This window comes from Streptomyces huiliensis (genome assembly GCF_020037025.1).
Taxonomy (GTDB): domain Bacteria; phylum Actinomycetota; class Actinomycetes; order Streptomycetales; family Streptomycetaceae; genus Streptomyces; species Streptomyces huiliensis.
Genome location: NZ_JAIQLH010000078.1, coordinates 21,230 through 47,749, shown reverse-complemented (window position 1 = coordinate 47,749; position 26,520 = coordinate 21,230). Strand labels below are relative to the sequence as shown.

Here is a 26,520-nt window from a genome sequence, read left to right as displayed (position 1 = left end):
GGCCCTCTCGTCTGGTTCCGGTCGTCTGCCGGGTTGGCGACGTGGGCACCATCGTCGGCTTGGGCTGCGGCGAGCACGCGGGTTTCGTACGGGCACACCCGAACGTGTGAGGGCGACCGGCCGTCACCTCGTCGCGGGCAGGACCGCCCGTACCCGGAAGCCCCCATCCGTCGGACCCGCCGTGAACTCTCCGCCCAGCTGCTCGGCCCGTTCGCGGAGGCCCGTCAGGCCGTGGCCGCCTGAGGGGAGGGGGGTCGTCTGCGTGCCGGCCGGGGTGGCGGTGTTGGCGATCTCTATGGCGAGGGCGGTCCGGCCGGTGTCGCGGAGGAGGTTCAGGGAGACGGTGACGGATGCGCCCGGGGCGTGTTTGCGGGCGTTGGTGAGGGCCTCCTGGACCGTGCGGTACGCGGTCTCCTCCACCTCCGGCGGCCACTTCAGGGCGTCGAGGGCGGGGAGGTCCGCGTCCAGGCGGGCGTCGAGGCCGCTGCCCGCGACGAGGTCAGGCAGGGCGGTGAGGCGGGGGCGGAGGGCCGTGTCGCCGGGGGTCGAGCGCAGGACGCCGAGGAGGCCGCGGAGTTCGCGGAGGGCGGTGGCGCCCAGGCCGCGGATGACCGAGGCGGTCTCGCGGGCGGCCGGCTCCTCCGCCGTCCGTTCCAGGGCGCCGGCCTGCACGGTCATCAGACTGACCTGGTACGAGACGACGTCGTGCATCTCCCGGGCGAGCCGGGCCCGTTCGGCGACGACCGCGCGTTCGGCGATCAGCTCCGCCTCCCGCCGGTGGGCCCGGGACAACTCCTCGATGTGGTCCGCCAGTTGGCGGCGGGCGCGGCTGAGCTGGCCCATCGCCGTCGGGCCGATCGTCATCAGCGCGGACGACAGGACGCCGAACAGCGCGTCGTTCCGGGTCTGCCAGGTGCCGAGCACCGACGGCCACCAGGGGCCGAGCGCGGCGAGGAAGAACGCCAGGGACCAGCCGTAGACGGCCCACCGCCGCTCCAGGGAGCGCGCGGCCTGGTACATCGCCACCATGGGCGCGATCAGCAGGTGTCCGGCGAAGGTCACCGGGAGGGCCGTCACCAGGACGGGGAGGGGGAAGCGGCGCCGGACGAAGAGGGCGGCCACCGTCACGCCGTAGAGGAAGGTCTCCGTCGGGCCGGTCACGGGGTACATGGCCGCGGTCTCGGCCGCCGCCACCGGGAGTAGGAGCAGGTCCCGGCGGAAGCCCCGCCACGTCTCCGGCCGCCACCGCCGGAGGGGGAGGGTCACGCGGAACCGGCCGGGCCCGGCTCCGCGTCGAGGCGGACCAGCCCGTGGTGGTGGGCGAGCACGGCCGCCTGGACGCGGTTGGCCGCGCCGAGCTTGGCCAGGATCGCGCTGACGTGGTCCTTGGCCGTGGCGGCGCCCATCAGCAGGGCCGCGCCGATCTCGGCGTTGGACTTCCCCCGGGCCAGCAGCGCCAGCACCGCGCGCTCGCGCTCGGTGAGGGAGGCCAGCCGGGCGGGCGGAGCGCCGCCGGCGCGCAGGTAGCCGTCGACGACGCTGTCGGCGACCGCGGGGGACAGGACGGTCCCGCCGGAGGCCAGGATGCGGACCGCGCTGGCCAGTTCGTCGGGGACGGTGTCCTTCACCAGGAACCCGGCCGCACCGGCGCGCAGGGCGGGGGCGATGTGCTCGTTGCCGGAGAACGTGGTGAGCATCGCCACGACGGGCGGCTCCGGCAGCGCCAGCAGCGAGCCGAGGACCGAGATGCCGTCCACCTCCGGCATCCGGATGTCCAGCAGGACGACGTCGGGCCGGTGCGCGGCCGCGAGCTCCACGGCCCGTACGCCCTCGCAGGCGACCGGGACCTCGATGTCCGGTTCCGCCTCCAGGATGCTGCGGATTCCCGCGCGCAGCAGCTTCTCGTCGTCGACCACCATGACGCGGATCACTCTCACCACTCCTGCGCTGGTACCGGTCAGGAAATATAACAACCGCCCGACCGTTCGGGCCCGGTCGCCCCCGCCGACCGGCGGGGACGGAACCGACGGTCGGCGGATACCGGAGGGTGTCCCCGGCTTGCCACTATGAACGCAGGGGGATGCGGTCCGCATCACGCCGGACATTCCGGAGGCGGGCGGGCGGCCGCGCGTTCCACGGGGGAGCGCGGCCGAGGAGACGTACGACCAGGGGGGGCGTACGTCTCCGGGGGGCCGTCCTGACAGTGGACGGCCGCCCGCCTCCGGAACGGGCCCGCCCCGGCCGCGGTGCTTCCCCGCCCCCGATGGGGGTCGCCGCCGCCGGGGCGCTCACCCCGCTCCGCCCGGTTCCCGCCTCGCGGGAGCCCGGCGGGCGGGGGTAGGGCAAGCTGGGGCCATGGCAACACATGTGATCACCGGCGCCGGATCGGGCATCGGAGAGGTACTGGCCGAGCGGCTGCTCGCCCGCGGGGACGAGCTCTACCTGTTCGCGCGCGACGCCGGCCGCGCCAAGGAACTGGCGGCCCGGTTCCCCGGCGCCCGCACGCTCGTCGGCGACCTCTCCAACCCGGACCGGCTCTCCTGGGCCCTCGACCACCAGACGCTCCCCGAGCGCGTCGACTCGCTGCTGCACGTGGCGGGCGTCGTGGACCTCGGCGGCGTCGGCGAGCTGACGACGCGGACGTGGACGAACACGCTCGCGGTCAACCTCGTCGCGCCGGCGGAGCTCACCCGGCTCTTCCTGCCCCAACTGCGCGTCGCCCACGGCCACGTGGTCTTCGTCAACTCGGGCGCCGGGCTCAACGCAGGACCCGACTGGAGCGCCTACGCCGCCAGCAAGCACGGCCTCAAGGCGCTCGCCGATTCCCTGCGCGCCGAGGAGCACGCCAACGGGGTGCGGGTGACCAGCGTCTACCCGGGCCGGACGGCCACCGCCATGCAGGCGAAGGTGCACCAGCAGGAGGGCAAGGAGTACGACGCCGCGCGCTGGATCGAGGCCGGCTCGGTGGCGTCGACGGTGCTCCACGCGATCGACCTGCCCCGCGACGCGGAGATCAACGACATCACGGTCCGGCCGGGGCGCTGAGCCTGTTGGACGGACACCCGGCCGGACGGGCGTGCCCGGACCGGCCGGGTCGGCCGGGCCGGTCCCGTGCCCGTCCCGTCCCGTACCTCTCCGTCTCGTACCCTTCCCGGGTGAGCCAGACGATCGAGACCAGCGAGCCCCGTGAGAACCGCCCCTGGGGGCCCGGCGCCGCGACCGGCGTCGGGTCGATGCCGGGCACGGACGCCCGGGAGGCGGCGAAGACCGTCACCGGGTCCCTGGAGACCCTCCCGTACCTGCCGGAACTCCCGGCGCGCGGGCCCGGCGCGGACATGATCGGCCGGACCGCGGGCCTCCTCGTGGAGGTCTTCGCCCACGTGGAGCCCAGCGGCTGGCGGATCTCCGACCGGCCCGGCCGCGACACCCGCCGCGCCCGCTCCTGGCTGCGCGAAGACCTGGACGCGCTGGAGGAGTTCACCCAGGGGTACGAGGGGGCGCTCAAGGTCTCGGCCGTTGGTCCGTGGACGCTCGCCGCGGCGCTGGAACTGCGCGGCGGCGAGGCCGCGCTGAGCGACCCGGGCGCCTGCCGCGACCTCACCGCCTCGCTCGCCGAGGGGCTGCGCGGCCACCTCGCCGAGGTCCGCCGCCGGGTGCCGGGCGCGACGCCCGTCCTCCAGCTCGACGAACCCTCGCTGACGGCCGTCCTCCGCGGCCAGGTCAGGACGGCCAGCGGCTACCGGACCCACCGCGCCGTCGACCGGGCCGTCGTCGAGGGCGCGCTGCGGGACATCGCCGCCGTCGCGCGGCAGGCCGGCGCACCCCTCGTCGTGCACTCGTGCGCCCCCGGCGTGCCCTTCGCGCTGCTCCGGCGCGCCGGGGCGACCGGGGTCTCGTTCGACTTCTCCCTGCTCACCGAGCGTGAGGACGACGCGCTCGGCGAGGCCGTGGAAGCCGGAACGACGCTCTTCGCCGGCGTCGTGCCCGGCGTGGACGGCCCATTGTCCGACCCTGCCGGTAGCGTCATGGGTGTCAGGACGCTGTGGCGCCGGCTGGGGCTGTCACCTGCGACTCTCGCCGAGTCCGTGGTGGTCGCCCCGGCGTGCGGGATGGCGGGCGCGTCGCCCGCGTACGCCCGCGCGGCCCTCGCCCACTGCGTCCGGGCGGCACGATCACTCGTGGACAACCCTGAGTGACGGCGCCGGAGGGCGCACCAGAGGACAACGGGAGGACGAGACGGTGGCTGTCGAACAGCACGGCGGGCACGGTGGAAGCGGCAACGGCAAGCTGACCTCGGAGGCGGCGACGCCCGCGGCGGCGCGGGAGCGGCACGCCCTGCTCGCCGAGCAGGTCGAGGAGCACCGCTTCCGGTACTACGTGAAGGACGCGCCGGTCGTCAGCGACGCCGAGTTCGACCGGCTGCTGCGCGACCTGGAGGCCCTGGAGGAGGAGCACCCCGAGCTCCGCACCCCCGACTCGCCCACCCAGAAGGTCGCGGGCTCGTACGAGACGGAGTTCACGTCCGTCGAGCACCGCGAGCGCATGCTCTCCCTGGACAACGCCTTCAGCGACGAGGAGCTGGCCGCCTGGGCCGACCGCATCGCCAAGGACATCGGCGAGGGCGCGGACTACCACTTCCTCTGCGAGCTCAAGGTGGACGGCCTCGCCGTCAACCTCACCTACGAGCACGGGCGGCTGACCCGCGCCGCCACCCGCGGTGACGGCCGCACCGGCGAGGACATCACGCCGAACATCCGGACCATCTCCGAGATCCCGCACCGGCTGAAGGGCGACCGCGTCCCGGAGCTGGTCGAGGTGCGCGGCGAGGTCTACTTCCCGATGGAGAAGTTCCAGGAGCTCAACGCGCGCCTGGTGGAGGCCGGCAAGCCGCCGTTCGCCAACCCGCGGAACGCGGCGGCCGGCTCCCTCCGGCAGAAGGACCCGCGGGTCACCGCCACCCGCCCGCTGCACATGGTGGTGCACGGCGTCGGCGCCCGCGAGGGCTTCGCCATCGACTGCCAGTCGCACGCCTACGAGCTGCTGCGCGAGTGGGGCCTGCCCACCGCCGCGCACGCCCGGGTCGTCGACTCGCTGGACGGGGTGCGGAAGTTCATCGCGCACTACGGGCAGCCCAAGGTGCGGCACTCCATGGAGCACGAGATCGACGGCGTCGTCGTCAAGCTCGACGAGGTGCCCCTCCAGGGTCGGCTGGGCTCCACCGCGCGGGCCCCGCGCTGGGCCATCGCCTGGAAGTACCCGCCGGAGGAGGTCAACACCAAACTCCTCGACATCCGCGTCGGCGTCGGCCGCACCGGCCGCGTCACCCCGCAGGCCGTCGTCGAGCCCGTCACCGTCGCCGGCTCCGAGGTCGAGTTCGCCACCCTGCACAACCAGGAGGTCGTCAAGGCCAAGGGCGTCCTCATCGGCGACACGGTCGTCCTCCGCAAGGCCGGCGACGTCATCCCCGAGATCCTCGGGCCCGTCGTCGACCTCCGGAACGGCAGCGAGCGCGAGTTCGTGATGCCGGCCGAGTGCCCCGAGTGCGGGACGCCGCTGCGGCCCATGAAGGAGGCCGACGTCGACCTCCGCTGCCCCAACGCCCGCTCCTGCCCCGGCCAGATCCGCGAGCGCATCTACTACCTCGCGGGCCGCGAGTGCCTGGACATCGAGAACTTCGGCTACGTGGCCGCCTCGGCCCTCACCCAGCCGCTGGAACCGGCCACTCCGCCGCTGCTCAACGAGGGCGACCTCTTCGACCTGACCATCGAGGAGCTGCTGCCCATCAAGTCCTACGTCCGGGACCCGGACACCGGACTGCCCAAGCACGACCCCAAGACCGGCGAGGAGAAGGTCGTCACCTTCTTCGCCAACCAGAAGGGCGAGCCCAAGAAGAACGCCCTGGCCATGCTGGAGAACATCCAGGCGGCCAAGTCGCGGCCGCTCGCCCGGATCGTCAACGGTCTCTCCATCCGGCACGTGGGCCCGGTCGCCGCCGCCGCGCTGGCCCGCGAGTTCGGCTCGATCGACCGGATCGCCGCGGCCACCGAGGAGGAACTGGCCGCCGTCGACGGCGTCTCCGACACCATCGCCGCCGCCGTCCGCGAGTGGTTCGCCGAGGACTGGCACCGCGAGATCATCGAGAAGTGGCGGGCCGCGGGCGTCCGGATGGAGGAGGAGTCCACCGGCGACGAGGGCCCCCGCCCGCTGGCCGGCCTCACCGTCGTCGTCACCGGCACCCTCGCCTCGTACACCCGCGACGCGGCCAAGGAGGCGCTCCAGACCCGCGGCGCCAAGGTGACCGGATCCGTCTCCAAGAAGACCGACTTCGTGGTCGTCGGTGACAACCCCGGTTCCAAGTACGACAAGGCCATGCAGCTGAAGGTCCCGGTGCTGGAGGAGGACGGCTTCGCCGTGCTGCTGGCGGAAGGACCGGAAGCGGCGCGCGCCGCCGCCGTGCCACAGGAGCCCACTCCGGCGGAGTAATGCCCGCAGGGCCAGTGGGCATTACCCCTACAGCGCTTTCCGAACGCCACGCCAGGCCGGATCCTGTTCGGGCAACCGCCGCCGATCGCTGCCCGTCGTAGCCTTCTGCGGCCTACTGTTGAGATGTGCGCCTGCCGTGGCGCGGGCACCGCCGGCTGTGAGAGGGACGGGCATGAAACCCACCGACAGCGCCGAACCGGCATCGCGGCTGCGCAGGGATCCACCACCGGCGCTGCCGGTCGTCTGCGTCCCGCTCGCGCTGCTCGTCCTCGCCCTGGGGATCGAGCGCGCGGCGGCCGCGGGGCACGCGGTGTTCCCCGGGGGGACGGTCGGCTGGTCCCTGGCCACCCTCACGGCCCTGATCGTCGCCCATCTGGTCGCGCTGGGCCGGGACCGGTGGTGGGGGGGCTCCGGCTCCGGCGCCGCCCTGACCCTCGCCGTCCTGCTGCTCCACGGCTGGCTCCCGGCCGCCGTCATCGGCATCGCCGTCGTCACCTTCGTCACCACGGCCCGGCGGCACCGCTGGCGGCAGGCGTTACTCCACTGCGCCGTCGACGTCCTCGGCGTGGCGGCGGGCGGCTCGGCCCTCGGGCTGCTCGGGGTGCACGCCTCCGTCGAGCACCCCTGGCTGCCCAGCGGCTGGCAGCTGGCCGACGTCCCCCGGATCGCCCTGGCCGCCTTCGTCTACCTCACCGTCACCCGGGCCCTGCTCTGGCGTCACCTCGCCCCGCCGCACTCCGGGTTCGCCGGCGGCCCCGCCCGCGCGGCCCTGCTCCGGCAGGCGCTCGTCGGCGGCGCGCTCCTCGGCATAGCCCCGCTGATCACCGTCGTCGCCGAGCACGCGCCGCTGCTGCTGCCGCTGTTCGCGATCCCCCTCATAGCCCTGGACTCCACCCTCTGGATAGCCCACGCCCGGGCCGAGGAGCAGCTCCGCGACCCCCTCACCGGGCTGCCCAACCGGCAGTGGCTCCTCGAACGCACCTGGGCCGCGCTCGACGAGGCCGAACAGGCCGGCGAGCGGACCGCGCTCGTCCTCATCGACCTGGACCGCTTCCGGTCCGTCAACGACACGCTCGGCCACCTGGCCGGGGACCGGCTGCTGCTCCAGATCGCCGCCCGGCTCCGGGACGCCCTCCCGCGCGACGCGGAGGCCGCCCGCCTCGGCGGCGACGAGTTCGCCGTCCTCCTCCCCGCCGTGGACTCCCTCACCAGCGCCCAGCGCGTGGCCCGCGGCCTCGTCGCCGCCCTCGGCTCCCCCCTCGACCTCGACGGCCTCACCCTCGTCCTGGAGGCCAGCGCAGGCGTCGCCGTCCACCCCGACCACGCCCTCGACGCCGAAGGGCTGCTGCGCCGCGCCGACGTGGCGATGTACCAGGCCAAGCGGGACCGCAGCGGCGTCGAGGTCTACGAGGCCCGCCGGGACGGCAACACCCCCGACCGCCTCGGCCTCCTCGGCGACCTGCGCCGCGCCCTCGACGCGGGCGAGGTCGAGCTGCACTACCAGCCCAAGGTGGGCTTCGACGGGCACGTCGAGGGCCTGGAGGCGCTGGTCCGCTGGGTGCATCCCGAGCGCGGCCGGGTCTCCCCGGACGAGTTCATCGCCATCGCCGAGTCCTCCGGGCTGATGCCGCGGCTCACCGAGTACGTGCTGGAGACCGCCCTCGGCCAGGTCGCCCGCTGGCGCGCCATGGGCCTGGAGGTGCCCGTCGCCGTCAACGTCTCCCCCCGCGACGTCCACACCCCCGGCTTCGCCGGCTCCGTCGCCGCCCGGCTCGCCCGGCACGGCGTCCCGCCCGGCGCCCTCCAGCTGGAGATCACCGAGCACGTCCTCCTGGAGGACCCGCAGCGGGCCGCCGACGCGCTCGCCGGGCTCACCGGGCACGGCGTCAAGATGTCCCTCGACGACTTCGGCACCGGGTACTCGTCCCTGGTCCATCTGCGCCGGCTCCCCGTCAGCGAGCTGAAGATCGACCGGTCCTTCGTGGCCAGGCTCGCCATCGACAACGAGGACGCGGAGATCGTGCGCTGCACGCTTGATCTCGCGCACTCGCTTGGGCTGCTCGTGGTCGCCGAGGGCGTTGAGGACGATGAGACGTGGGAGCGGTTGCGGGATCTGGGGTGCGACGCGGTGCAGGGGTGGCTGGTCGCCGCCGCCATGCCTCCTGAGGAGACGACGGCTTGGCTCCGCCTGCGCGAGGCCGGCTGGCGGCGGGAGGGCCCGCCGGCTCCGGCGCCCGCGGTGACGCCCGCGCCGGCGGCGCCCGCTCCCGCTGTCGCGGAGAAGGAGGCGGACCAGCCGGTGACGTAGGGGCTGCGCCCCCGAAGCGCCCTGCGGGCGCTGTCCTCAAACGCCGGACGGGCTGACTTCAGCCCGTCCGGCGTTTGAGGACAAGGGGGTCTGGGGCGCAGCCCCAGGAAACGGTGAAAGGGCGGGTCCGGGGCACCCCCACCGCGCCAGCGGAGAATCCGTTTCGCGGTGGACGCGGCCCGCGCCATAGGATTGGCCGCGAAACCTACACACTCCACCCTGAGGATCGCTGCATGCCTGGCATCACGCGCGAGGAGGTCGCCCACCTCGCCCGGCTGGCGCGCCTGGAGCTGAAGGGCGAAGAGCTCGACCACTTCGCCACTCAGCTCGACGACATCATCGGCGCGGTCGCCCGCGTCTCCGAGGTCGCCGACCAGGACGTCCCGCCGACCTCCCACCCGCTGCCGCTGACCAACGTCATGCGCCCGGACACGGTGCGTCCGTCGCTGACGCCCGAGGCGGCGCTCTCCGGCGCCCCCGCCCAGGAGCAGCAGCGTTTCAAGGTGCCGCAGATCCTGGGTGAGGAGTGACCACGATGACCACCGAACTGATCAAGCTGACCGCCGCGGAGATCGCCGAGAAGATCGCCGCCGGTGAGCTCACGGCCGTCGAGGTCACCGAGGCCCACCTGGCGCGCATCGAGGCCGTCGACGAGAAGGTGCACGCCTTCCTGCACGTCGACCGTGAGGGCGCCCTGAAGCAGGCCCGCGCCGTCGACGAGAAGCGCGCACGCGGCGAGAAGCTCGGCCCACTGGCCGGCGTCCCGCTGGCGCTGAAGGACATCTTCACCACCGAGGGCATCCCGACCACCGTCGGTTCCAAGATCCTCGAAGGCTGGATCCCGCCGTACGACGCGACGCTCACCAAGCGCCTCAAGGACGCCGACGTCGTCATCCTCGGCAAGACCAACATGGACGAGTTCGCGATGGGCTCCTCCACGGAGAACAGCGCGTACGGCCCGACCGGCAACCCCTGGGACCTCACCAAGATCCCCGGCGGCTCCGGCGGCGGCTCCAGCGCGGCCCTCGCCTCGTACGAGGCCCCGCTCGCCATCGGCACGGACACCGGCGGCTCGATCCGCCAGCCCGCCGCCGTCACCGGCACGGTCGGCGTCAAGCCCACCTACGGCGCGGTCTCCCGCTACGGCATGGTCGCCTTCTCGTCCTCCCTCGACCAGGGCGGCCCCTGCGCCCGTACGGTCCTGGACGCGGCGCTGCTGCACGAGGTCATCGCGGGCCACGACCCGCTGGACTCCACGTCCATCGACGCCCCGGTCCCGCCGGTCGTCGAGGCCGCCCGCAACGGCAGCGTCGAGGGCATGCGCGTCGGCGTCGTCAAGCAGTTCCGCGGCGAGGGCTACCAGGCCGGCGTCCTCCAGCGGTTCGACGAGTCCGTCGAGCTGCTGCGCGAGCTCGGCGCCGAGATCGTCGAGGTGGACTGCCCCTCGTTCGACCTCGCCCTGGCCGCGTACTACCTGATCGCGCCGTCCGAGTGCTCCTCGAACCTGGCCCGGTTCGACGGCCTCCGCTACGGCCTGCGCGCCGGCGACGACGGCACCCGCTCCGCCGAGGACGTCACCGCCCTCACCCGCGAGGCCGGCTTTGGCCCCGAGGTGAAGCGCCGCGTGATGCTCGGCACCTACGCGCTGAGCTCCGGCTACTACGACGCGTACTACGGCTCGGCGCAGAAGGTCCGCACCCTCATCACGCGGGACTTCGAGAAGGCGTTCGAGCAGGTGGACGTGATGGTCTCGCCGACCACGCCGACCACCGCCTTCGCGATCGGCGAGCGCGCCGACGACCCGATGGCGATGTACCTGGCGGACCTGTGCACCATCCCGACCAACCTGGCGGGCAACGCGGCCATGTCGCTGCCGTGCGGCCTCGCCCCGGAGGACGGGCTGCCGGTGGGGCTCCAGATCATCGCTCCCGCCATGAAGGACGACCGGCTCTACAAGGTCGGTGCCGCGGTCGAGGCCGCGTTCACCGCCCGCTGGGGCCACCCGCTGCTTGAGGAGGCACCCGCACTGTGAGCACCTCGAACGAGAACAAGAGCAAGGGCAGCGCGCTGAAGAAGGCCAAGGGCTTCAAGAAGTCCAAGGCCGGCACGTACCTGTCCATCGGCACGACCCTGTTCGGCGCGGTCAGCGTCGTCAAGCAGGCGAAGACGGCGCGCGGCGAGCAGGACACGCTCCAGCTGGTCGACGCGGTCGTCTCGGCCGCCGCCATCGTCACCGGCGTCGCTCTGCTCGTCCGCGAGCTGCGCCGAATGAAGAGCGACGACGTCCTCGCGGGCTGAGCCGGGACTGAGAGGTAAGTTTTCCGTGACCGTCACTGAACTGGTGTCGTACGAGGACGCGCTGGCGTCCTACGACCCCGTCATGGGCCTGGAGGTCCATGTCGAGCTCGGCACCAAGACCAAGATGTTCTGCGGGTGCTCCACGGAGCTGGGCGCCGACCCGAACTCGCAGACCTGCCCCACCTGCCTCGGCATGCCCGGCGCGCTCCCGGTCGTCAACGCCGTCGGCGTCGAGTCCGCGATCAAGATCGGTCTCGCGCTGAACTGCGAGATCGCCGAGTGGTGCCGCTTCGCCCGGAAGAACTACTTCTATCCGGACATGCCGAAGAACTTCCAGACCTCCCAGTACGACGAGCCCATCGCCTTCAACGGCTACCTGGACGTCCAGCTGGAGGACGGCGAGGTCTTCCGCGTGGAGATCGAGCGCGCCCACATGGAGGAGGACACCGGCAAGTCCACGCACGTGGGCGGCGCCACCGGCCGTATCCACGGCGCGTCCCACTCCCTGCTGGACTACAACCGCGCCGGCATCCCGCTCATCGAGATCGTCACCAAGCCGATCGAGGGCGCGGGCGAGCGGGCCCCCGAGGTCGCCAAGGCGTACGTCGCCGAGCTGCGCGAGCTCATCAAGGCGCTCGGCGTCTCCGAGGCCCGCATGGAGATGGGCCAGATGCGCTGCGACGTCAACCTGTCGCTGCGCCCGAACGGCACCGAGAAGTTCGGCACCCGCTCGGAGACCAAGAACGTCAACTCGCTCCGCAGCGTCGAGCGGGCCGTCCGGTACGAGGTCATGCGGCACGCCGCCGTGCTGTCCTCGGGCGGCACGATCGTTCAGGAGACGCGCCACTTCCACGAGGAGGACGGCTCCACGACGGCCGGCCGCATCAAGGAAGAGGCCGAGGACTACCGCTACTTCCCCGAGCCGGACCTGGTGCCGGTGGCCCCCTCCCGCGAGTGGGTCGAGGAGCTGCGGGGGACCCTGCCCGAGCTGCCGCGCGTGCGCCGCAACCGCCTCCGCGAGGAGTGGGGGATCAGCGAGCACGACATGCAGTCGATCCTCAACGCCGGTGCGGTCGACCTGATCGTCGCCACCGTCGAGGCCGGCGCCGACTCGGCCGCCGCCCGCAAGTGGTGGATGGGCGAGCTGGCCCGCCGCGCCAACGAGGGCGGCACCGAGCTGGCCGCCATGCCGATCACCCCGGCCCAGGTGGCCCGGGTGGCCGCGCTGGTCGCGGACGGCTCGCTCAACGACAAGCTGGCCCGCCAGGTCATCGAGGGCGTGCTCGCGGGCGAGGGTGACCCGGACGCCGTCGTGGAGAAGCGCGGCCTGAAGGTCGTCTCCGACGAGGGCGCGCTCGGCGCCGCCGTGGACGAGGCCATCGCGGCCAACGCGGCCATCGCGGACAAGATCCGCGGCGGCAAGGTCGCGGCGGCGGGCGCGCTCGTCGGCGCGGTCATGAAGACCACGCGCGGCCAGGCGGACGCGGCGCGGGTGCGTGAGCTGATCTTGCAGAAGCTGGGCGTCGAGGGCTGACGTCCGGATCCTGAAGTCGAGGGCCGCTCCCCGGAAGGGGGCGGCCCTCCTCGCGTCTCTCGGCTCTTATTGGCTGACAAGTCGCATTTGGCCGGATTCGCTCGATCGCCTCCCCGCCCGCCGGAACGGTCCGGCATGATCCGGTGGAACGGGCCGGACCGCGTGCCCGTACTCCATGGCTGGGGGTAGCAATGCGACGGTTGAGCACTGCGCTGGCCGCGCTCCTGCTGGCGGGCGCCGGGCTGGTGACGGCCACGGGGGCGATCGCGTCCGAGCCCGCGGGCGGCGGCACCGGCGGCACCACGGACGCGGCGGACTGCCGGATCGGCTGGGGGAGCCGGCCCAGGGTCCATCCCGACTCCGAGTACCACCCGCTGACCGACATCAGGACCGGCCGTCACCGCTGTTTCGACCGCATGGTCTTCGACGTGCACACCTCGCACGGTCACCCGATCGGGTACCACGTGGGGTACGTCGACAAGCTGTATCAGGACGGTTCCGGGGACGTCGTCACCGTCGGCGGGGGAGCCCTCCTGGAGATCCGGGTGGCCGCGCCGAGCCACGACCCGGAGACCGGCGGCCCGCGCTACCCCGCGCGCGCCGGTCACCCGCTGCCCGGCGTGGACCTCACCGGCTACCGGACGTTCCGCGAGGCCCGCTTCGTGGGCAGCTTCGAGGGGGACACGATGGTGGGGCTGGGGCTGCGGGGGCGCCTGCCGTTCCGGGTCTTCCAGACGGGCAACCACGTGGTCGTGGACGTCGCTCATACGTGGCACACGTTCCGGTAGGGGCCGGCGCGTTATGAGGGCGGGGCCGGGCCCTGTGGTGTGACCCACAAAAGGGACAAACGATCTCCCCGAGGTGTCAGAGTGGTCGGCCGGAGGCCCGCATAATGCGGCCCGTCCCCCTCTCCGTCGAAGCGCTCGGAACCGCGGGTTCCCCCCCGGCGTGCGCGACGCGACACGACCCCCCGGGAAGCAGGGAATGACCGCACTCGCCCGGTGGTGCCTGCGCCGCCGCCTCGCCGTCGTCCTCCTGTGGCTCGTCGCCCTCGCCGGCACGGCCGCCGCGGCCGCGCTGGCCGGCTCGTCCTACTCCGAGGACTACCGGGTGCCCGGCACCGAGTCCGGCCGCGCCACCGCCCTGCTGGAGCGGGACTTCCCGGGCAGCGGCGGCGACGACACGATCGTCTGGCACACCGCGTCCGGCACCGTCCGCTCCGCGGACGTCCGGCAGCGGATGTCCCACACCCTCCGCGAGATCGCGGAGCTGCCCGGCGTCGCCTCGGTCGACGGCCCGTACACCGGCTCCGGCGGCCGGATCAGCCCGGACGGCCGGACCGCCTACGCCGACCTCGCCTTCCGCGGCGCCCACGGCGGCGGCGACCCCGACGCCGGGCAGGTCCGGGCCGTCGTCGACACCGCGCGGGCCGCGGCCGGCGACGATCTGGAGGTGGCCCTCGGCGGCAGCTCCATCGGCCTCACCGAGGGCGCGAACAGCCACCTCAGCGAGCTCGTCGGCATCGTCGTCGCGGCCGTCGTCCTCTTCGTCGTCTTCGGCTCGCTCGCGGCCTGCCTGCTGCCCATCGCCACGGCGCTCGTCGGCGTCGGCACGGCCGCCGCGGGGACCGTCCTGCTCGGGCACGTGATGCCGGTCGCCGGCTTCGCGCCCATGCTGGGCACGCTCATCGGCCTCGGCGTGGGCATCGACTACGCCCTGTTCATCGTCACCCGCCACCGCAAGGGCCTGCGCCAGGGCCTGTCGGTCCAGGAGGCGGCCGAACGCGCGGTGGCGACCACCGGGCGGGCCGTCGTCTTCGCCGGCGGCACCGTCTGCGCGGCGCTGCTCGGGATGCTCGTCCTGCGGCTGGACTTCCTGATCGGCGTCGCCCTCGCCGCGTCCCTCACCGTCCTCCTCACCGTGGCCGCCTCGCTCACCCTGCTGCCGGCGCTCCTGAGCTTCCTGGGCCGGCGGGTGCTGGGGCGCCGCGAGCGCCGGTCGGCCGTGCCCGCGGGTCCCGGCCCCGACGCGCCCACCGGCCTGGCCGCCCGCTGGTCGGCGCTGGTCGAACGGCGCCCGAAGCTGCTCGCCGCCGTCGCCGCCGGCGTGATGCTCGTCCTCGCCCTGCCCGCGTTCGCCCTCCACCTGGGCACCTCCGACCAGGGCAACAACCCGGCCTCGTCCACCACCCGGCAGGCGTACGACCTGCTCGCCGACGGCTTCGGCCCCGGCGTCAACGGGCCCCTGACGCTCGTCGCGGAGCTGGACGGCGCGGGGGAGCGCCTCGCCTTCGACCGGCTGCCCGCGCGGTTGCGCGGCACGCCCGGCATCGCCTCCGTCGGCCCCGCCGAGCACGGCCGCGGCGGCGCGTCCGGCGTCATCGCCGTCGTCCCCGACGGCTCGCCGCAGTCCCGCGCCACCAGCGACCTCGTCCGGCGGCTGCGCGCCGAGACGCTGCCCCGCGCCACCGCCGGGACCGGCCTGGAGGTGCGGGTCGGCGGGCCGACCGCCTCCTACGACGACTTCGCCGCCGTCATCCGCGGCAAACTGCCGCTGTTCGTCGGCACGGTGATCGGCCTGGGCTGCGTCCTGCTGCTCCTCGCCTTCCGCAGCGTCGGCATACCGCTGAAGGCCGCCGCGATGAACATCGCCGCCGTCGCGTCGTCGTTCGGCCTGATCGTCGCGGTCTTCCAGTGGGGCTGGGGCAGCGAGTCCCTCGGCCTCGGCCGGGCCGGGCCCATCGAACCGTTCCTGCCCGTGGTGATGATCGCGGTCCTCTTCGGCCTCTCCATGGACTACCAGGTGTTCCTGGTGAGCCGGATGTACGAGGAGTGGCTGGCCACCCGCGACAACCGCCGGGCGGTCCGGGTCGGGCTGGCCGAGACCAGCCGCGTCATCAACTCGGCCGCGATCATCATGATCTCGGTGTTCCTGGCCTTCGTGCTGAGCGGCGACCGGGTGATCGCGATGTTCGGCATCGGGCTGGCGGCGGCCGTCGCCCTGGACGCGTTCGTGCTCCGCACGCTGCTCGTCCCGGCGCTGATGCACCTGCTCGGCGGCGCCAACTGGTGGCTGCCGCGCTGGCTGGAGCGGCGGCTGCCGCGCATCAGCATCGAACCGCCGGAGCCGCTGCCGACGTGCGTGCTGCCGGTGGCGCGGCCGGAGCTGGAGGACGTACGGCCGGTGGCGTGAGGCGTGCGTCGGCCTTACGCCGGAACCCGGCGCTCCGCCGACCGTTCCGCCGCGTGCCGGACGGCCGCCGCCGCCAGGCCGCGGATCACCGGATGCGCCCGGGTCCCGTCCCCGGCCAACTCCGGCTGGAACAGGGTGCAGAGGAAGAACGGGTGCTCCGGCAGCTCCACGATCCGCGGCCGGCCCTCCTCGTCGGTGCCGCCGAAGCGCAGCCCGTGCGCCCGCAACAGGTCCTCGTACGCCGGGTCGACGGAGTACGAGCAGTGGTAGCGCTCGACCGTGCGGTCCGTGCCGAGCAGCCGCGCGGCGAGCGTGCCGGGCGCGACGGTGACGGGACCTTCGTGGCCGACGAGGGAACAGGCCAGCGGGGCGATCACCGGAGCGGCGGCGTCCGGCGCGTTCTCCGCGTGTACGGCGTCGCGCAGCCCGCACACCGTCCGCGCGTATTCCAGCAGCGCGTGCTGGAAACCGGCGCACGTCCCGAGGAACGGCACTCCGCCCTCCCGCGCGGCCCGCACGGCGGCGACGGCGCCCGTCTCGCTGCGGTACGGACTGCCGGGCACCAGCCAGACGGCGTCGAACCCGTCGAGCGCGCCCGGGAGTTCGGCATCCTCGGTGGGGATCCAGTAGGGGTCCACGGGCAGACCGTCGTGCCGGGCGAGGGAGTCGAGGAGCCCGGGGACGCGGACGTGGGCGCGGACGGCGGACGAACGGTCGCCGACGAGGGCGAGGCGGGCGGTGGGAGCGTGCGCGGAGAGAGCCATACGGGCATCCTGACCCGCGTCCGCACTTCAGCACCAACGATGATCCGTGCACTCCCCATCAGAAATACTGATGCGCATGGACCCGCACCTGCTCCGCACCTTCGTGACCGTCGCCCGCCGCGGTTCCTTCTCGGCGGCGGCCGCCGAACTCGGCTACACGCAGTCCGCGGTCTCGCAGCACATCGCCGCACTGGAGGCCGACCTCTCCGCGGTCCTGCTGCGGCGCCGCCCGGTACTCCCCACGGAGGCGGGCCGGCTGCTCCTCGAGCACGCGGGCCCGCTCCTGCTGCGCCTGGACGCGGCCCGGGCGGACGTCGCCCGGCTCGTCGCGGAACCCACGGGCCGGCTGACGGTGGGGGCCACCCCGCTCGCCCTGACGCCCGAGGTGGCCCACCGCCTCGCCGGGCTGCGCGCCGCGCACCCGCGCTGGGAGGTGACGATCCGGGTCCTGGACCGGGACGCCGTCCCGGCGGCGGTCTCCTCCGGCGCCCTCGACGCGGGCCTGACGGACGGCATGACGGCCCCCAACGACCCGCTGAGCCTCCCCGAGACCGGCCCCCTGGCCGTCACCGCGGTCTCCGAACGCCCCCTCCACGTCACCCTCCCCACCACCCACCCCCTCGCCACCCGCGCCGGCCTCCGCCTCCCCGACCTCGCCGACGCCTACTGGCTCGACGCCCCCGCCACGGCCATCCCCCTCACCCACCTCCGCACAGCCTGCCCCCCGGGCCCCTTCCGCGCCCGCCTCCGCTACGAGGCCACCGACCTCCACGGCCTCGCCCTCCTGATCGCCGCGGGCGAGGGCCTGGCCCTGCTGCCGGCACTGGGCGGCCTGCCCGGAGTGACCCAAGTCCCCTTGCGGGCCCCCCGATCGACCCACCGCGTGGAACTCCTGACCGGCGGCGCCACCCACGGCCCGGCCGCAGCGCTACGGGAGGCGCTGGCGTCCCCGGCCGTCGGCGGAGGCTGAATCAGCCGTCCTCGATGTCCGAGATGAGCTTGGTGCTCAGGTCGCTCTGCACGGCCAGCCGGGTGTGGCCCGCGTCCGGGCCGGTGCCCCAGGTGAGGGTGACCGTGGTGAACAAGTGGCCCGCGCCGGAGTCGTGGTAGCGCACCTCCCAGCGCGTGGGCACGTCCTGCGCGCGCAGCACGCCGTCCGCGTGGTTGGCCTCCTCCCAGGCGGCCAGGCGTTGGCGCAGGTCCTCGGTGAGGTAGTGGGCGCGGAGTTCGGAGCCGAGGTCGTCCGTCCCGTCGTCGACGGCGTCGATGTAGGCGCCGTAGAAGTCGGCCACCCGGTCGACGGCGGAGTCCGGGCTTCCGCTCCGGACCGCGCTCCCCGCCTGCTCATCCCCCATGAAATCCCCTCCCGTGTGCGGCAGTTGCCGTGGCTCCCGACGGCACCTTGCCCTCGCTCGATGCGGAATACACCTTTCAGGTGATATGTCGCCGGAAGCGGCGATCCGGGTAGCGTCGCCGCCACACACTCCGTAACGCGGAAGTCGGGAGCGCGACGTGCGAGAGACCTGGAACACCGTCGAGCGGCTCGTCGAATGGCTCGACGCGGAGAGCACCGTCTCACCGGAGATGGCGCGGCTGCTGCGCGTACTCAAGATCAGCGAGGAGGCCGGGGAAGTCGCCGAGGCGATCCACGGCGTCACGGGCTCCAACCCGCGCAAGGGTGACAGCCACACGTGGGAGGACGTGGAGGCGGAGCTCTGCGACGTGATCCTCACGGGCATGGTCGCCCTCAAGACGATCACACCGAACGCGGCGGAGGCGTTCGAGCGGCGACTCGCCCACGTCGCCGAACGGTCACTCGGCCACCGGCCGCCCGGACGCGGCGGTAAGGAGGCGGGGAGCGCCTAAGGCGGCGGACGTCCGACGTCCGGGAATCTAAGGCATCTACGCGCCCCCGATATGAGGCACTCGCCCGATGCCCCGCCCCCACCTCAGAGACGAAGCTTTCCTCAGGCCGGGAGAACGGCACCGGCCACAAGGACCGGAACGACCTGAGGAGTCACCATGATCGACGTCCTGCTCCACCGCTTCCACCTCGTCGAGTTCGCCCGCGACGCCGCCGACCAGCGCCTGCTGGCCGAGGCCCGGACCGCCGGCCGCTCGGAGGGCGACCGGGAAGCCGGAAGGCAGGTGGGGACGGGCCGGCAGCGGCGCGCGGGCCGGCGGACCGGGCTGTGAGCGCGGGTGGCGTGGATCAGCGCGCCTCGGCCGGCTTGTGCGGAAAGGCGGCCCGATGGGCCACCCACTCCGTGCGGGTGAACGCGGCGCGCGACATCTCCCCCCGCTCCTCGGCGGCCCCGATCCGCCTCGCGAAACCGCGGCAGGTGGGGCATTCGGCGACGGTCGGGTAGAGCGGCGGGCCGCCCGTGTGCTGCAAAGGGACGATCTCCGGCGGTGATGGGGGCAGTGCGGGGAGATCCCACCTGGGCGGAGGGAAGCGGCCGGTGCCGTGCGTCTCGGTCATGACGGCCATGCTCGTCCGCCCGGACGCCACACCGGAGTTGACCGCACTTGACTACAGTGGAGGACCCGCCGGTCAATCCACCGAGGTTCACCATGCGTGACGACACCTTCGCCGACCTCGCCCGGCGCGCGCTCCGGGACGCCGGCTACTCGATGCGGGCCGCCGCGCTCGCGATGAACTACGACCTCGCGTACCTCTCCCGCGTCCTCAACGGCAAACAGCGGCCGTCGTTGAAGTTGGCGCGGTGCCTCGACGGCCTGCTGGGCACGGGCGGTGCCCTGACCCGGATCGTCCTGGACGCCGACGAACGCTCCCGGGTCGCCCGCAGCACCGCCGACCCTTCCCGGCTGGACGGCGGCACCGTGGACGCGCTGGCGGGCGTGCTCGCTGCGTACCGTCGACTGGACGACACCGTCAGGCCCGGGTCGGTGGCTCCGGCCGCCCTGGCGCAGACGGACGAAGTGCTCCGGCTGCTCAAGGCCGCCCGAGGGCCCTACCGGCACCGGCTGACGGAAGTCGCCTCCGAGTACGCGCAGTTCGGCGGCTGGCTGCTCGCCCAGGAGCGGCAGGACGCCCGGGCGGTGCGGCTGCTCGACGAGGCCGTCGAACTGGCGGACGAGGCGGGGAACGGCATGCTGGCCGCCCAGGCGCTCAATTTCCGGGGGTACCTGGCGCGCCGGCAAGGTCGGCCGCAGGGTGTCGCGCGCTGGTTCTCCGCCGCCGCCCGCACCCCCGGCGCCCACCCCGCCCAGCGGCTCGGCGACCTGCTCCAGGCCGCCGCCGGCCTGGCCGAACTGGGCGCCGACGCCGAGGCCCTCCGCCTGGTCGACGAAGCGGAAGGTCTCCTGGACACCGCCGCCGCGCTGCCGCCCCCCGAGACGGCGTACTGGCTGACGCCCGAGTTCAACCGGCTGAACATGGGCCTGGCGAGCCTGGGGCTCGCCCGGTACTCCGACGCCGCCGACCACCTGACGGCCGGCCTCGCGGCTCTCCCCGCCGAACTGCGGGACGCGCCGTGGACGTGGGAGCACCGCGACGCCCTCAAGACGGCGCTCGCGGCACGGTGACCCGTACCGGCCGCCGCATCGGCAAGGAGACCGTCGCCGACCTCCGGCGGCGGGTGCACGCGCTGCGGCTGGCGGACGACGTCGTCGCCGGGGGCGATCTCATGCGGCCGGCGGTACGTGAGCTGCGGGCCGCGGTGCGGATGTGTCGGCTGGTCGTCGCGCTGGCCGACGCCGGTGAACCGGAAGAAGCCGCCGCGACCGCCGACCGTGTCATCGAGCTCTCCCGGGCATCGGCCAGTGAACGCGTCACCCGGCGCGTGGAGGTGATGCGGCGCGCGCTCAGGCGGTAGCCGCACCTTCCTGAGGTCGCCGATGGTGAGTGGCTGAAAATCGCCGGGAATGCAGGAAAGTCGAATTGGGCTCACGGGAAGGCCAGTTCACCTCATCCCGCGGTCGTTCGGCGATTGCACGCATTGGCCGATAGTTATGACCCACAGTCGGGTGGATTGTGAGAATCTTTGCCTGAATCGAAAGCTGACGTATCGTCATGAAAGGCACACGCATGGGCTTCGAAGTGGCAGCAGGGCCGGGTCTCAGCAGACGGCGGATCCTGACCGCCGGAGCGGTGGCCGCCACCGGTATGGCCCTCGCTCTGGAGGGTGGCGGGCGGCAGGCCCGGGCCGCCTCCAAGGCGCCCGCCATCTTCTACTCGCCGCACCAGGACGACGAGGCGATCGGTCTCGCCGGGTCGATCCTGGAGCACAAGGCCGCGGGCCGGCCGGTCTACCTGGTCCTGGTGAGCCGGGGCGAGAACGACAAGCTCGCCGAGATCATGAACATGGGCGACTGCAAGTGGCTGGGCGAGAAGTGCTCGGCGCCGAAGCACTATCACAAGCTCGGCTGGGCGGAGAAGAAGAGCCAGGAGGTGGTGGCCGCGCGCAAGGCCGAGTTCCGTGCCTCCGCCAAGGCCCTGGGCGTCGACAAGGTCATCGACTTCGACCTCCCCGACGACGCGTTCGGCGACTACGACGGTTTCGTCAAGAAGATCGTGAAGAAGGTCCGGGAGCTCGACAAGAAATACCCCGGCGCCTCACACAAGTTCTCCGCGGGATGGCTCGACCTGACCGCCACCCACAAGGCGTGCAGCGACGCCGCGGCCCAGCTGTTCAACGACCGCGAAATCACGGACGTACGCTTCCACCACATCTACGCGTACCAGCAGCGCGCGGAGGCGGACCGGGCGAAGGGCGCTTCCTACGTCCTGAACATTCCGCCGAAGCACATGGAAATCAAGCGCAAGGCCATTCTGGCGTACAACACCTGGGATCCCAGCCGCAATCTGTACAGCCTCGGCTACCACAGCGTCTCGGAATGGCTGGAGAACGCGTACGCCGATCCCCGGGAGTTCGTCTACACCCTGCCGGACGACTACGTGTTCGGGCGGATCCCCGGCCACTGACGGCGCGTGTGCGGCGGCCTCACCCCGGATTGCCAGAGGACTCCCGCCCCGCGGTGCCCCACTCCCACATGCTGCGCACCACCGGCTCCAGTGCCCGGCCCCGCGCCGTGAGGGCGTAGCGGACGCGCGGGGGCCAGCCGGCGGTGCGGTGGCGTTCGAGCACGCCCGCGTCGGTCAACTGGGCCAGCCGGTCGGAGAGGACCTTGTCCGAGAGGGCCGGCAGGGCGGCGGACAGCTCCGAGTACGTGGCCTGGCCCCGGCGGAGGAACTCGCGGAGCACCAGGGGCGTCCACCGGCCGGCCAGCGTGGCGAGGGTGACGTCCACGGGGCAGTGCGGCGGCCGGTCGCCCGACGGGGGAACGAGGTCGTCGTCGGGGCAGTCCGCCAGCGGGCCGCCGGCGTCCGGCCGTACGTGGCCAACCGTTTGGTGAGTCACGACAGCCCTTCCTAACGTCCCGGGGAACAGCCCGTCCGCTTCCCTCGAGGGTCCTCATGCGTATTCATCACCTGAACTGCGGTTCGCTTCGGAAGATACCCCCGCTCGGCGGGGCACACGACACGGGCGTCACGGCCGGCCCCCTGGCCACCGTGTGCCACTGCCTGCTCATCGAGACCGAGTCGGACGGGCTCGTCCTGGTCGACACCGGCCTCGGTACCGCCGACCGGCGCGACCCCGACAAGGCGCTGGGCGCGGACTGGGTGGCCTACGCCCAGCCCGCGCGGGACCCCGAGGAGAGCGCGCTGCGGCAGGTCGTCCGCCTCGGGTACGAGCCGGAGGACGTCCGGCACATCGTGCTCACCCACCTCCACCGCGATCACACCGGAGGGCTGCCGGACTTCCCGCACGCACGGGTGCACATCCACCCCGCCGAGTACCGGGCCGTCACCGACCCCTCGCACCCGCACCACCGGCACAGCCTCGACCGCTTCGTGTCGGCGCACCGGGCGCACGGTCCGCTGCTGACGCCCGCCGTCACGGACGAGGGCGCGCGGTGGTTCGGCTTCCCGGGGGTGGCGCGCCCGCGGGGGCTGAACCGCGAACTGCTGCTGGTGCCGCTGCCGGGTCACTCGGCGGGCCACTCGGGCGTCGCCGTGCGCGACGACGCCGGAAGGTGGCTCCTGCACGCGGGCGACGCCTACATGTACCACGGCGAGATCGAGCACACCCCGCCGCTGTCTCACCCCGCCTTCACCCCGATCCAGCACGGAGCGCAGACCGACGCCGACGCCCGCGCCGCCACCCGCGACCGCCTGCACGCCCTCCGTCGCGACCACGGGGACCAGGTGACCGTCTTCAGCGCGCACGACCCGTGGGAACTCGCCCGTTTCTCCCCGGACCTCGGTGTGTCTAAGGCCCCCGGCATTCGGCGCCCAGGAATCTAAGGCGCCCGCGTGCCCCCGATATGAGGCACTCGCCCGATGTCCCGCCCCCACCACAGAGACGAAGCTTTCCTCAGGCCGGCAGACCGGCAGCCGGAATCATCTGAGGAGTCACCGTGATCGACGTCCTGCTCCACCACTACCGCCTCGTCGAGTTCGCCCGCGACGCCGCCGACCAGCGGCTGCTGACCGAGGCCCGGATCGCCGGGCGGGCGAACGCCGGCCGGGAAGCCCGCCTGGAAGCCCGCCTGGAAGCCGAGAGGCGGGTGAGGACGCAGCCGCTCCTGCCGCTGATCCCGCGGCAGCGCGACGCGGCCGGGCGGGCCGGGCTGTGACCGACCGGACCGTGACCGACCGGACCACGACCGACCGGACCACGACCGACCGGACTGTGATCAATTCGTCGGTCACTCCGTCAGGACCGTTGTCAGTGGGCTGTGCGATCCTCGGCGATGTGCAGAAGACCTCCGTCAGCCCCGTGTTCGTCGGCCGGACCGATGAGCTGGGCGTACTCGCCGACGCGCTCGCCCGCGCCGCCACGGGCGAGCCGCAGTCCGTGCTCGTGGGCGGCGAGGCGGGGGTCGGCAAGACCCGGCTGATCGACGAGTTCCTGGCCGCGGCCGGAGCCGCGGGCGCCGTCACCGCGCTGGGCGGCTGTGTGGAGATCGGCAGCGACGGGCTGCCGTTCGCGCCCGTCTCCACCGCCCTGCGCGGCCTGCACCGGCAGCTCGGTGACGAGCTGGCCCAGGCCGCAGCCGGGCAGGAGGGCGAGCTGGCCCGGCTGCTGCCCGAACTCGGCGAGACCGCGCGGGAGTCGGAGGACGGCCGCGCCCGCCTCTTCGAGCTCACCGCCCGCCTCCTGGAGCGCCTCACCACCGACCGCACCATCGTCCTCGCCATCGAGGACCTCCACTGGGCCGACCGCTCCACCCGCGAACTCCTCTCCTACCTCTTCCGCTCGCTGCACACCGCGCGGCTCGTCATCGTCGCCACCTACCGCTCCGACGACATCCACCGCCGCCACCCCCTGCGCCCCTTCCTCGCCGAGGCGGACCGGATGCGCACGCTCGGCCGCGTCGAGCTGTCCCGCTTCACCCGGGACGAGGTGCACGCCCAGCTCACCGGCATCAGCGGCAGCGCGCCCGACCACACCCTCCTCGACCGGGTCTTCGAACGCTCCGACGGCAACGCCTTCTTCGTCGAGGAGCTGGCCGCGTCCATCGCCGGCGGCTGCCGCTCCGGCCTCAGCGACTCGCTGCGCGAGCTGCTTCTCGTCCGCATCGAGGCGCTCGGCGAGGACGCCCAGCGGGTGGTCCGCGTCGCGGCCGAGGGCGGCTCGACGGTGGAGTACGCGCTGCTGCGCGCGGTCGCCGGGCTCGATGAGGACGCGCTCATCGAGGCGCTGCGGCAGGCCGTCGGCGCCAGCGTCCTCGTCCCCACGTCCGACGGTGACGGCTACCGCTTCCGGCACTCCCTGGCGCGCGAGGCCGTCGCCGACGACCTGCTCCCCGGCGAACGGGCCCGGCTCCACCGGCGGTACGCCGAGGCGCTGGAGGCGCATCCCGGCCTGGTCAGGGCGGACGAGCGCCCAGCCCGGCTGGCCGCCCACTGGTACCACGCGCACGAGCCGGCCAAGGCGCTGCCCGCCGTCCTGGAGGCGTCCGTGCACGCCCGTCGGCGCTACGCGTACGCCGAGAAGCTGCGGCTGCTGGAGCGCGCGCTGGAGCTGTGGGAGGACGTCCCCCAGGAGGTGCGCGCGGTGCAGCGCCCGCTCGACTTCGCGGACGTCTACCCCGCGTGCGGTTGCGACGACGACGCGCTGCACTACATCGACCTGCTGGCCGAGATCGTCGTCGCCGCCAACCTCTCCGGTGACCAGGAACGGGCGCTGGCCATCGCCAAGAAGGCGCTGCGCAAGCTGGAGATGGACCCGCTGCGCGGCGCCTGGTTCTGGTTGCAGCGCTCGAAGCTGATGACCGGGCTCGGGCGGGGCGACGGCCGGTGCGAGCTCGACACCGCGCTCGAGCTCGTCGCGGACCTCCCGCCGTCCGCCGTGCACGCCGAGGTGCTGGCCCAGCTCGCGGGCTGGGGTGCGCTGCACGACCCCGGGCCGGAGATGCGCGACACGGCGGAACGGGCGGTCGCCATGGCCCGGGCCGTCGGGGCGGAGAGCACCGAGCTCAGCGCCCGCCTCACGCTCGCGGGCCACCAGGTGGACACCGGCGCCGACGTCGAGGGCGGCCTCGCGGAGATGGCCGAGGTCTGCGCGCGCGTCGTCGCCGGGGGCGTCGTCGGTGTCGTCGGGCGCAGCCACATCAACCTGGCGTCCGCGCTGCAGGGCGTGGGCCGTTCCGCGCGCGCGGCCGAGGTGGCCCGGGAGGGCATCGCCCTCGCGGACCGCTACTGCCTCGACGACGCCCGGTCCTGGGCGCGCAACAACCTGGCGTCCGCCCTGTTCGTCCTCGGCCACTGGGACGAGGCGGAGAAGGCGGCCCTGGAGGCCCGGCGCGAGGCCCGGGGCGTCAAGCCGACCGGCTTCGCCGACGTCCGGCTCGCCGCCATCGCCCTCTGCCGGGGCGACCTGGAGCGTGCGGAGCACCTGCTCACCACGGGGCGCGAGCGGTTCGGCACCCACGACCCGCAGCCGCAGAGCACCCTGGTCCTCGCGCGGTACGCCATCGAGCTGGCCGCGGCCCGCGGCCGGTACGCCGAGGCGCGGGCCGAGCTGGAGCGGATGCTCGGGGCCGGGCTGCCGCGGGGCGCGCACCGCTACGTCTGGCCGTTCCTCGCCACGGCCGCCGCGGCCGAGGCCGACGCCCGGGAGCTGCCGGAGACGGCCGCCGGCCGGGCCGCGGTCCTGGACGGGCTCCGGGCGGCGGCCGAAGGACGGTCCCGGTCCATACCCCTCCGCCAGGCCTTCGGCCTGCTGTTCGACGCCGAACTCACCCGCGCGGAAGGGCGTTCCGACGCCGGCCGGTGGGAGGCGGCGGCCCGCGCCTTCGAGCCGCTGGACCGGCCCCTGGAGCTCGCCCGCGCCCGCCACCGCTGGGCGGAGGCGCTGCTCACGGAGGGCGGCCCGGACGCCGGACGCGCCGCCGGGCTGCTGGCGCGGGCGCACGCGGAGGCCGTGCGGCTGGGCGCTCGGCCACTGCGCGAGGCGACGGCGTCGCTCGCCCGGCGCGCCCGGCTCTCCCTCGACGGGGAGTCCACGGCGGACGGCGGTGTGCCGGAGACGGCCTCCGGCCCCGACGCGGCGCCCCGGCTCACGCCACGCGAACGCGACGTGCTCCGCCTGGTCACGCTGGGGCGCAGCAACCGCCAGATAGCCGAGGAGCTGTTCATCTCGCCGAAGACGGCCAGCGTGCACGTCTCCAACATCCTGGCGAAGCTGGGTGCCGCGGGGCGCGGCGAGGCGGCGGCGACGGCGCACCGGCTGGGGCTGTTCAGCGCCGCCGCGGCCGGATGACGACGAGCCCGGAGTCGAGGTCGACCGGCCCCCGCCCGGGGTCGGCGTCCCCGACGTCGTCCAGGCACAGCTCGTGCCGGTTCCGCTCCTCCTCGGTGTGCCGGCGGCCCGGGGCGAACAGTTCACTGAGTGCGTCGAACATGACAA

The 26,520-nt window shown here is 73.7% G+C and carries 26 protein-coding genes; 19 read left to right on the top strand and 7 right to left on the bottom strand.

The features are described from left to right. Window positions 1-123 precede the first annotated feature (123 nt). Entirely contained in the window at window positions 124-1,266 is a 1,143-nt protein-coding gene (locus tag JNW98_RS36610) for a sensor histidine kinase (protein ID WP_223768843.1), read from the bottom strand. Next, window positions 1,263-1,931: a response regulator gene (locus tag JNW98_RS15730; protein ID WP_223768842.1), complete on the bottom strand. Its 669-nt coding sequence runs from the start codon at window positions 1,929-1,931 to the stop codon at window positions 1,263-1,265. The genes JNW98_RS36610 and JNW98_RS15730 overlap by 4 nt, the downstream gene beginning before the upstream one ends. Before the next feature lie 424 nt (window positions 1,932-2,355). On the opposite strand from JNW98_RS15730, the gene JNW98_RS15725 reads away from it, so the two are divergent. From JNW98_RS15725 to JNW98_RS15680, 10 genes are all read left to right on the top strand, one after another. Then, window positions 2,356-3,045: an SDR family oxidoreductase gene (locus tag JNW98_RS15725; RefSeq protein ID WP_223768841.1), complete on the top strand. Its 690-nt coding sequence runs from the start codon at window positions 2,356-2,358 to the stop codon at window positions 3,043-3,045. A gap of 188 nt (window positions 3,046-3,233) precedes the next feature. Next, a complete protein-coding gene (locus tag JNW98_RS15720; protein ID WP_372459255.1) occupies window positions 3,234-4,196 on the top strand; it encodes a methionine synthase in 963 nt (320 codons plus the stop codon). A 91-nt stretch (window positions 4,197-4,287) separates the two neighbouring features. Continuing rightward, window positions 4,288-6,483 carry an NAD-dependent DNA ligase LigA gene (ligA, locus tag JNW98_RS15715; protein ID WP_223768865.1) on the top strand — a complete coding sequence of 732 codons (2,196 nt, stop codon included), beginning with the start codon at window positions 4,288-4,290 and terminating at the stop codon, window positions 6,481-6,483. A gap of 172 nt (window positions 6,484-6,655) precedes the next feature. After that, entirely contained in the window at window positions 6,656-8,791 is a 2,136-nt protein-coding gene (locus tag JNW98_RS15710; protein ID WP_223768839.1) for a putative bifunctional diguanylate cyclase/phosphodiesterase, read from the top strand. Between the two features lie 233 nt (window positions 8,792-9,024). Beyond that, entirely contained in the window at window positions 9,025-9,321 is a 297-nt protein-coding gene (gene gatC, locus JNW98_RS15705) for an Asp-tRNA(Asn)/Glu-tRNA(Gln) amidotransferase subunit GatC (protein WP_223768838.1), read from the top strand. Window positions 9,322-9,326: 5 nt separating this feature from the next. Further along, window positions 9,327-10,823, top strand: a complete 1,497-nt coding sequence (gatA, locus tag JNW98_RS15700; RefSeq protein ID WP_223768837.1) for an Asp-tRNA(Asn)/Glu-tRNA(Gln) amidotransferase subunit GatA — start codon at window positions 9,327-9,329, stop codon at window positions 10,821-10,823. Then, window positions 10,820-11,089, top strand: coding sequence for a hypothetical protein (locus tag JNW98_RS15695; protein WP_223768836.1), 270 nt, complete (start codon window positions 10,820-10,822; stop codon window positions 11,087-11,089). Before gatA ends, JNW98_RS15695 begins: the two co-directional genes overlap by 4 nt. A gap of 25 nt (window positions 11,090-11,114) precedes the next feature. After that, window positions 11,115-12,623: an Asp-tRNA(Asn)/Glu-tRNA(Gln) amidotransferase subunit GatB gene (gene gatB / locus JNW98_RS15690; RefSeq protein ID WP_223768835.1), complete on the top strand. Its 1,509-nt coding sequence runs from the start codon at window positions 11,115-11,117 to the stop codon at window positions 12,621-12,623. A 191-nt stretch (window positions 12,624-12,814) separates the two neighbouring features. Then, window positions 12,815-13,411 carry an AMIN-like domain-containing (lipo)protein gene (locus tag JNW98_RS15685; protein WP_223768834.1) on the top strand — a complete coding sequence of 199 codons (597 nt, stop codon included), beginning with the start codon at window positions 12,815-12,817 and terminating at the stop codon, window positions 13,409-13,411. 196 nt (window positions 13,412-13,607) lie between these two features. After that, entirely contained in the window at window positions 13,608-15,815 is a 2,208-nt protein-coding gene (locus tag JNW98_RS15680) for an MMPL family transporter (protein WP_223768833.1), read from the top strand. Between the two features lie 14 nt (window positions 15,816-15,829). Here the strand turns inward: JNW98_RS15680 and JNW98_RS15675 are convergent, their stop codons facing one another. After that, entirely contained in the window at window positions 15,830-16,579 is a 750-nt protein-coding gene (locus JNW98_RS15675) for a CTP synthase C-terminal region-related (seleno)protein (protein ID WP_223768832.1), read from the bottom strand. 76 nt (window positions 16,580-16,655) lie between these two features. On the opposite strand from JNW98_RS15675, the gene JNW98_RS15670 reads away from it, so the two are divergent. Then, window positions 16,656-17,549, top strand: a complete 894-nt coding sequence (locus JNW98_RS15670) for a LysR family transcriptional regulator (protein WP_223768831.1) — start codon at window positions 16,656-16,658, stop codon at window positions 17,547-17,549. A 1-nt stretch (window position 17,550) separates the two neighbouring features. Here JNW98_RS15670 and JNW98_RS15665 read toward each other — a convergent pair whose 3' ends face one another. Next, window positions 17,551-17,934: a hypothetical protein gene (locus JNW98_RS15665; protein WP_223768830.1), complete on the bottom strand. Its 384-nt coding sequence runs from the start codon at window positions 17,932-17,934 to the stop codon at window positions 17,551-17,553. A gap of 157 nt (window positions 17,935-18,091) precedes the next feature. Between JNW98_RS15665 and JNW98_RS15660 the strand changes: the two genes are divergently transcribed. Together JNW98_RS15660 and JNW98_RS15655 are read left to right on the top strand one after the other, a co-directional pair. Then, the gene (locus JNW98_RS15660; RefSeq protein WP_223768829.1) at window positions 18,092-18,445 is read left to right on the top strand and encodes a MazG-like family protein; all 354 of its coding nucleotides are present in this window, start codon (window positions 18,092-18,094) and stop codon (window positions 18,443-18,445) included. A gap of 156 nt (window positions 18,446-18,601) precedes the next feature. Then, entirely contained in the window at window positions 18,602-18,775 is a 174-nt protein-coding gene (locus tag JNW98_RS15655; protein ID WP_223768828.1) for a hypothetical protein, read from the top strand. Between the two features lie 16 nt (window positions 18,776-18,791). On the opposite strand, the gene JNW98_RS15650 is transcribed toward JNW98_RS15655, so the two are convergent. Continuing rightward, window positions 18,792-19,061: a hypothetical protein gene (locus JNW98_RS15650; RefSeq protein ID WP_223768827.1), complete on the bottom strand. Its 270-nt coding sequence runs from the start codon at window positions 19,059-19,061 to the stop codon at window positions 18,792-18,794. A 92-nt stretch (window positions 19,062-19,153) separates the two neighbouring features. Here JNW98_RS15650 and JNW98_RS15645 point away from each other — a divergent pair, with 92 nt between their 5' ends. The 3 genes from JNW98_RS15645 (at window position 19,154) to JNW98_RS15635 (ending at window position 21,527) form a co-directional block, all read left to right on the top strand. Next, window positions 19,154-20,128 carry a helix-turn-helix domain-containing protein gene (locus JNW98_RS15645; protein WP_223768826.1) on the top strand — a complete coding sequence of 325 codons (975 nt, stop codon included), beginning with the start codon at window positions 19,154-19,156 and terminating at the stop codon, window positions 20,126-20,128. Beyond that, complete coding sequence (locus tag JNW98_RS15640; RefSeq protein WP_223768825.1) at window positions 20,125-20,418, top strand: hypothetical protein; 294 nt, start codon at window positions 20,125-20,127, stop codon at window positions 20,416-20,418. Before JNW98_RS15645 ends, JNW98_RS15640 begins: the two co-directional genes overlap by 4 nt. A gap of 197 nt (window positions 20,419-20,615) precedes the next feature. Then, window positions 20,616-21,527 carry a PIG-L deacetylase family protein gene (locus JNW98_RS15635; protein ID WP_223768824.1) on the top strand — a complete coding sequence of 304 codons (912 nt, stop codon included), beginning with the start codon at window positions 20,616-20,618 and terminating at the stop codon, window positions 21,525-21,527. Between the two features lie 19 nt (window positions 21,528-21,546). On the opposite strand, the gene JNW98_RS15630 is transcribed toward JNW98_RS15635, so the two are convergent. After that, the gene (locus JNW98_RS15630; RefSeq protein WP_223768823.1) at window positions 21,547-21,963 is read right to left on the bottom strand and encodes a winged helix-turn-helix transcriptional regulator; all 417 of its coding nucleotides are present in this window, start codon (window positions 21,961-21,963) and stop codon (window positions 21,547-21,549) included. 56 nt (window positions 21,964-22,019) lie between these two features. Here JNW98_RS15630 and JNW98_RS15625 point away from each other — a divergent pair, with 56 nt between their 5' ends. The 3 genes from JNW98_RS15625 (at window position 22,020) to JNW98_RS15615 (ending at window position 26,373) form a co-directional block, all read left to right on the top strand. Next, window positions 22,020-22,910 (top strand): MBL fold metallo-hydrolase, encoded by an 891-nt coding sequence (locus tag JNW98_RS15625; protein WP_223768822.1) that lies wholly within the window; start codon window positions 22,020-22,022, stop codon window positions 22,908-22,910. 113 nt (window positions 22,911-23,023) lie between these two features. Next, entirely contained in the window at window positions 23,024-23,242 is a 219-nt protein-coding gene (locus JNW98_RS15620) for a hypothetical protein (RefSeq protein ID WP_223768821.1), read from the top strand. A 107-nt stretch (window positions 23,243-23,349) separates the two neighbouring features. Next, window positions 23,350-26,373 (top strand): helix-turn-helix transcriptional regulator, encoded by a 3,024-nt coding sequence (locus JNW98_RS15615; RefSeq protein ID WP_223768864.1) that lies wholly within the window; start codon window positions 23,350-23,352, stop codon window positions 26,371-26,373. Here JNW98_RS15615 and JNW98_RS15610 read toward each other — a convergent pair. Then, complete coding sequence (locus JNW98_RS15610; RefSeq protein WP_223768820.1) at window positions 26,351-26,515, bottom strand: DUF6191 domain-containing protein; 165 nt, start codon at window positions 26,513-26,515, stop codon at window positions 26,351-26,353. The genes JNW98_RS15615 and JNW98_RS15610 overlap by 23 nt on opposite strands. Window positions 26,516-26,520 lie beyond the last annotated feature (5 nt).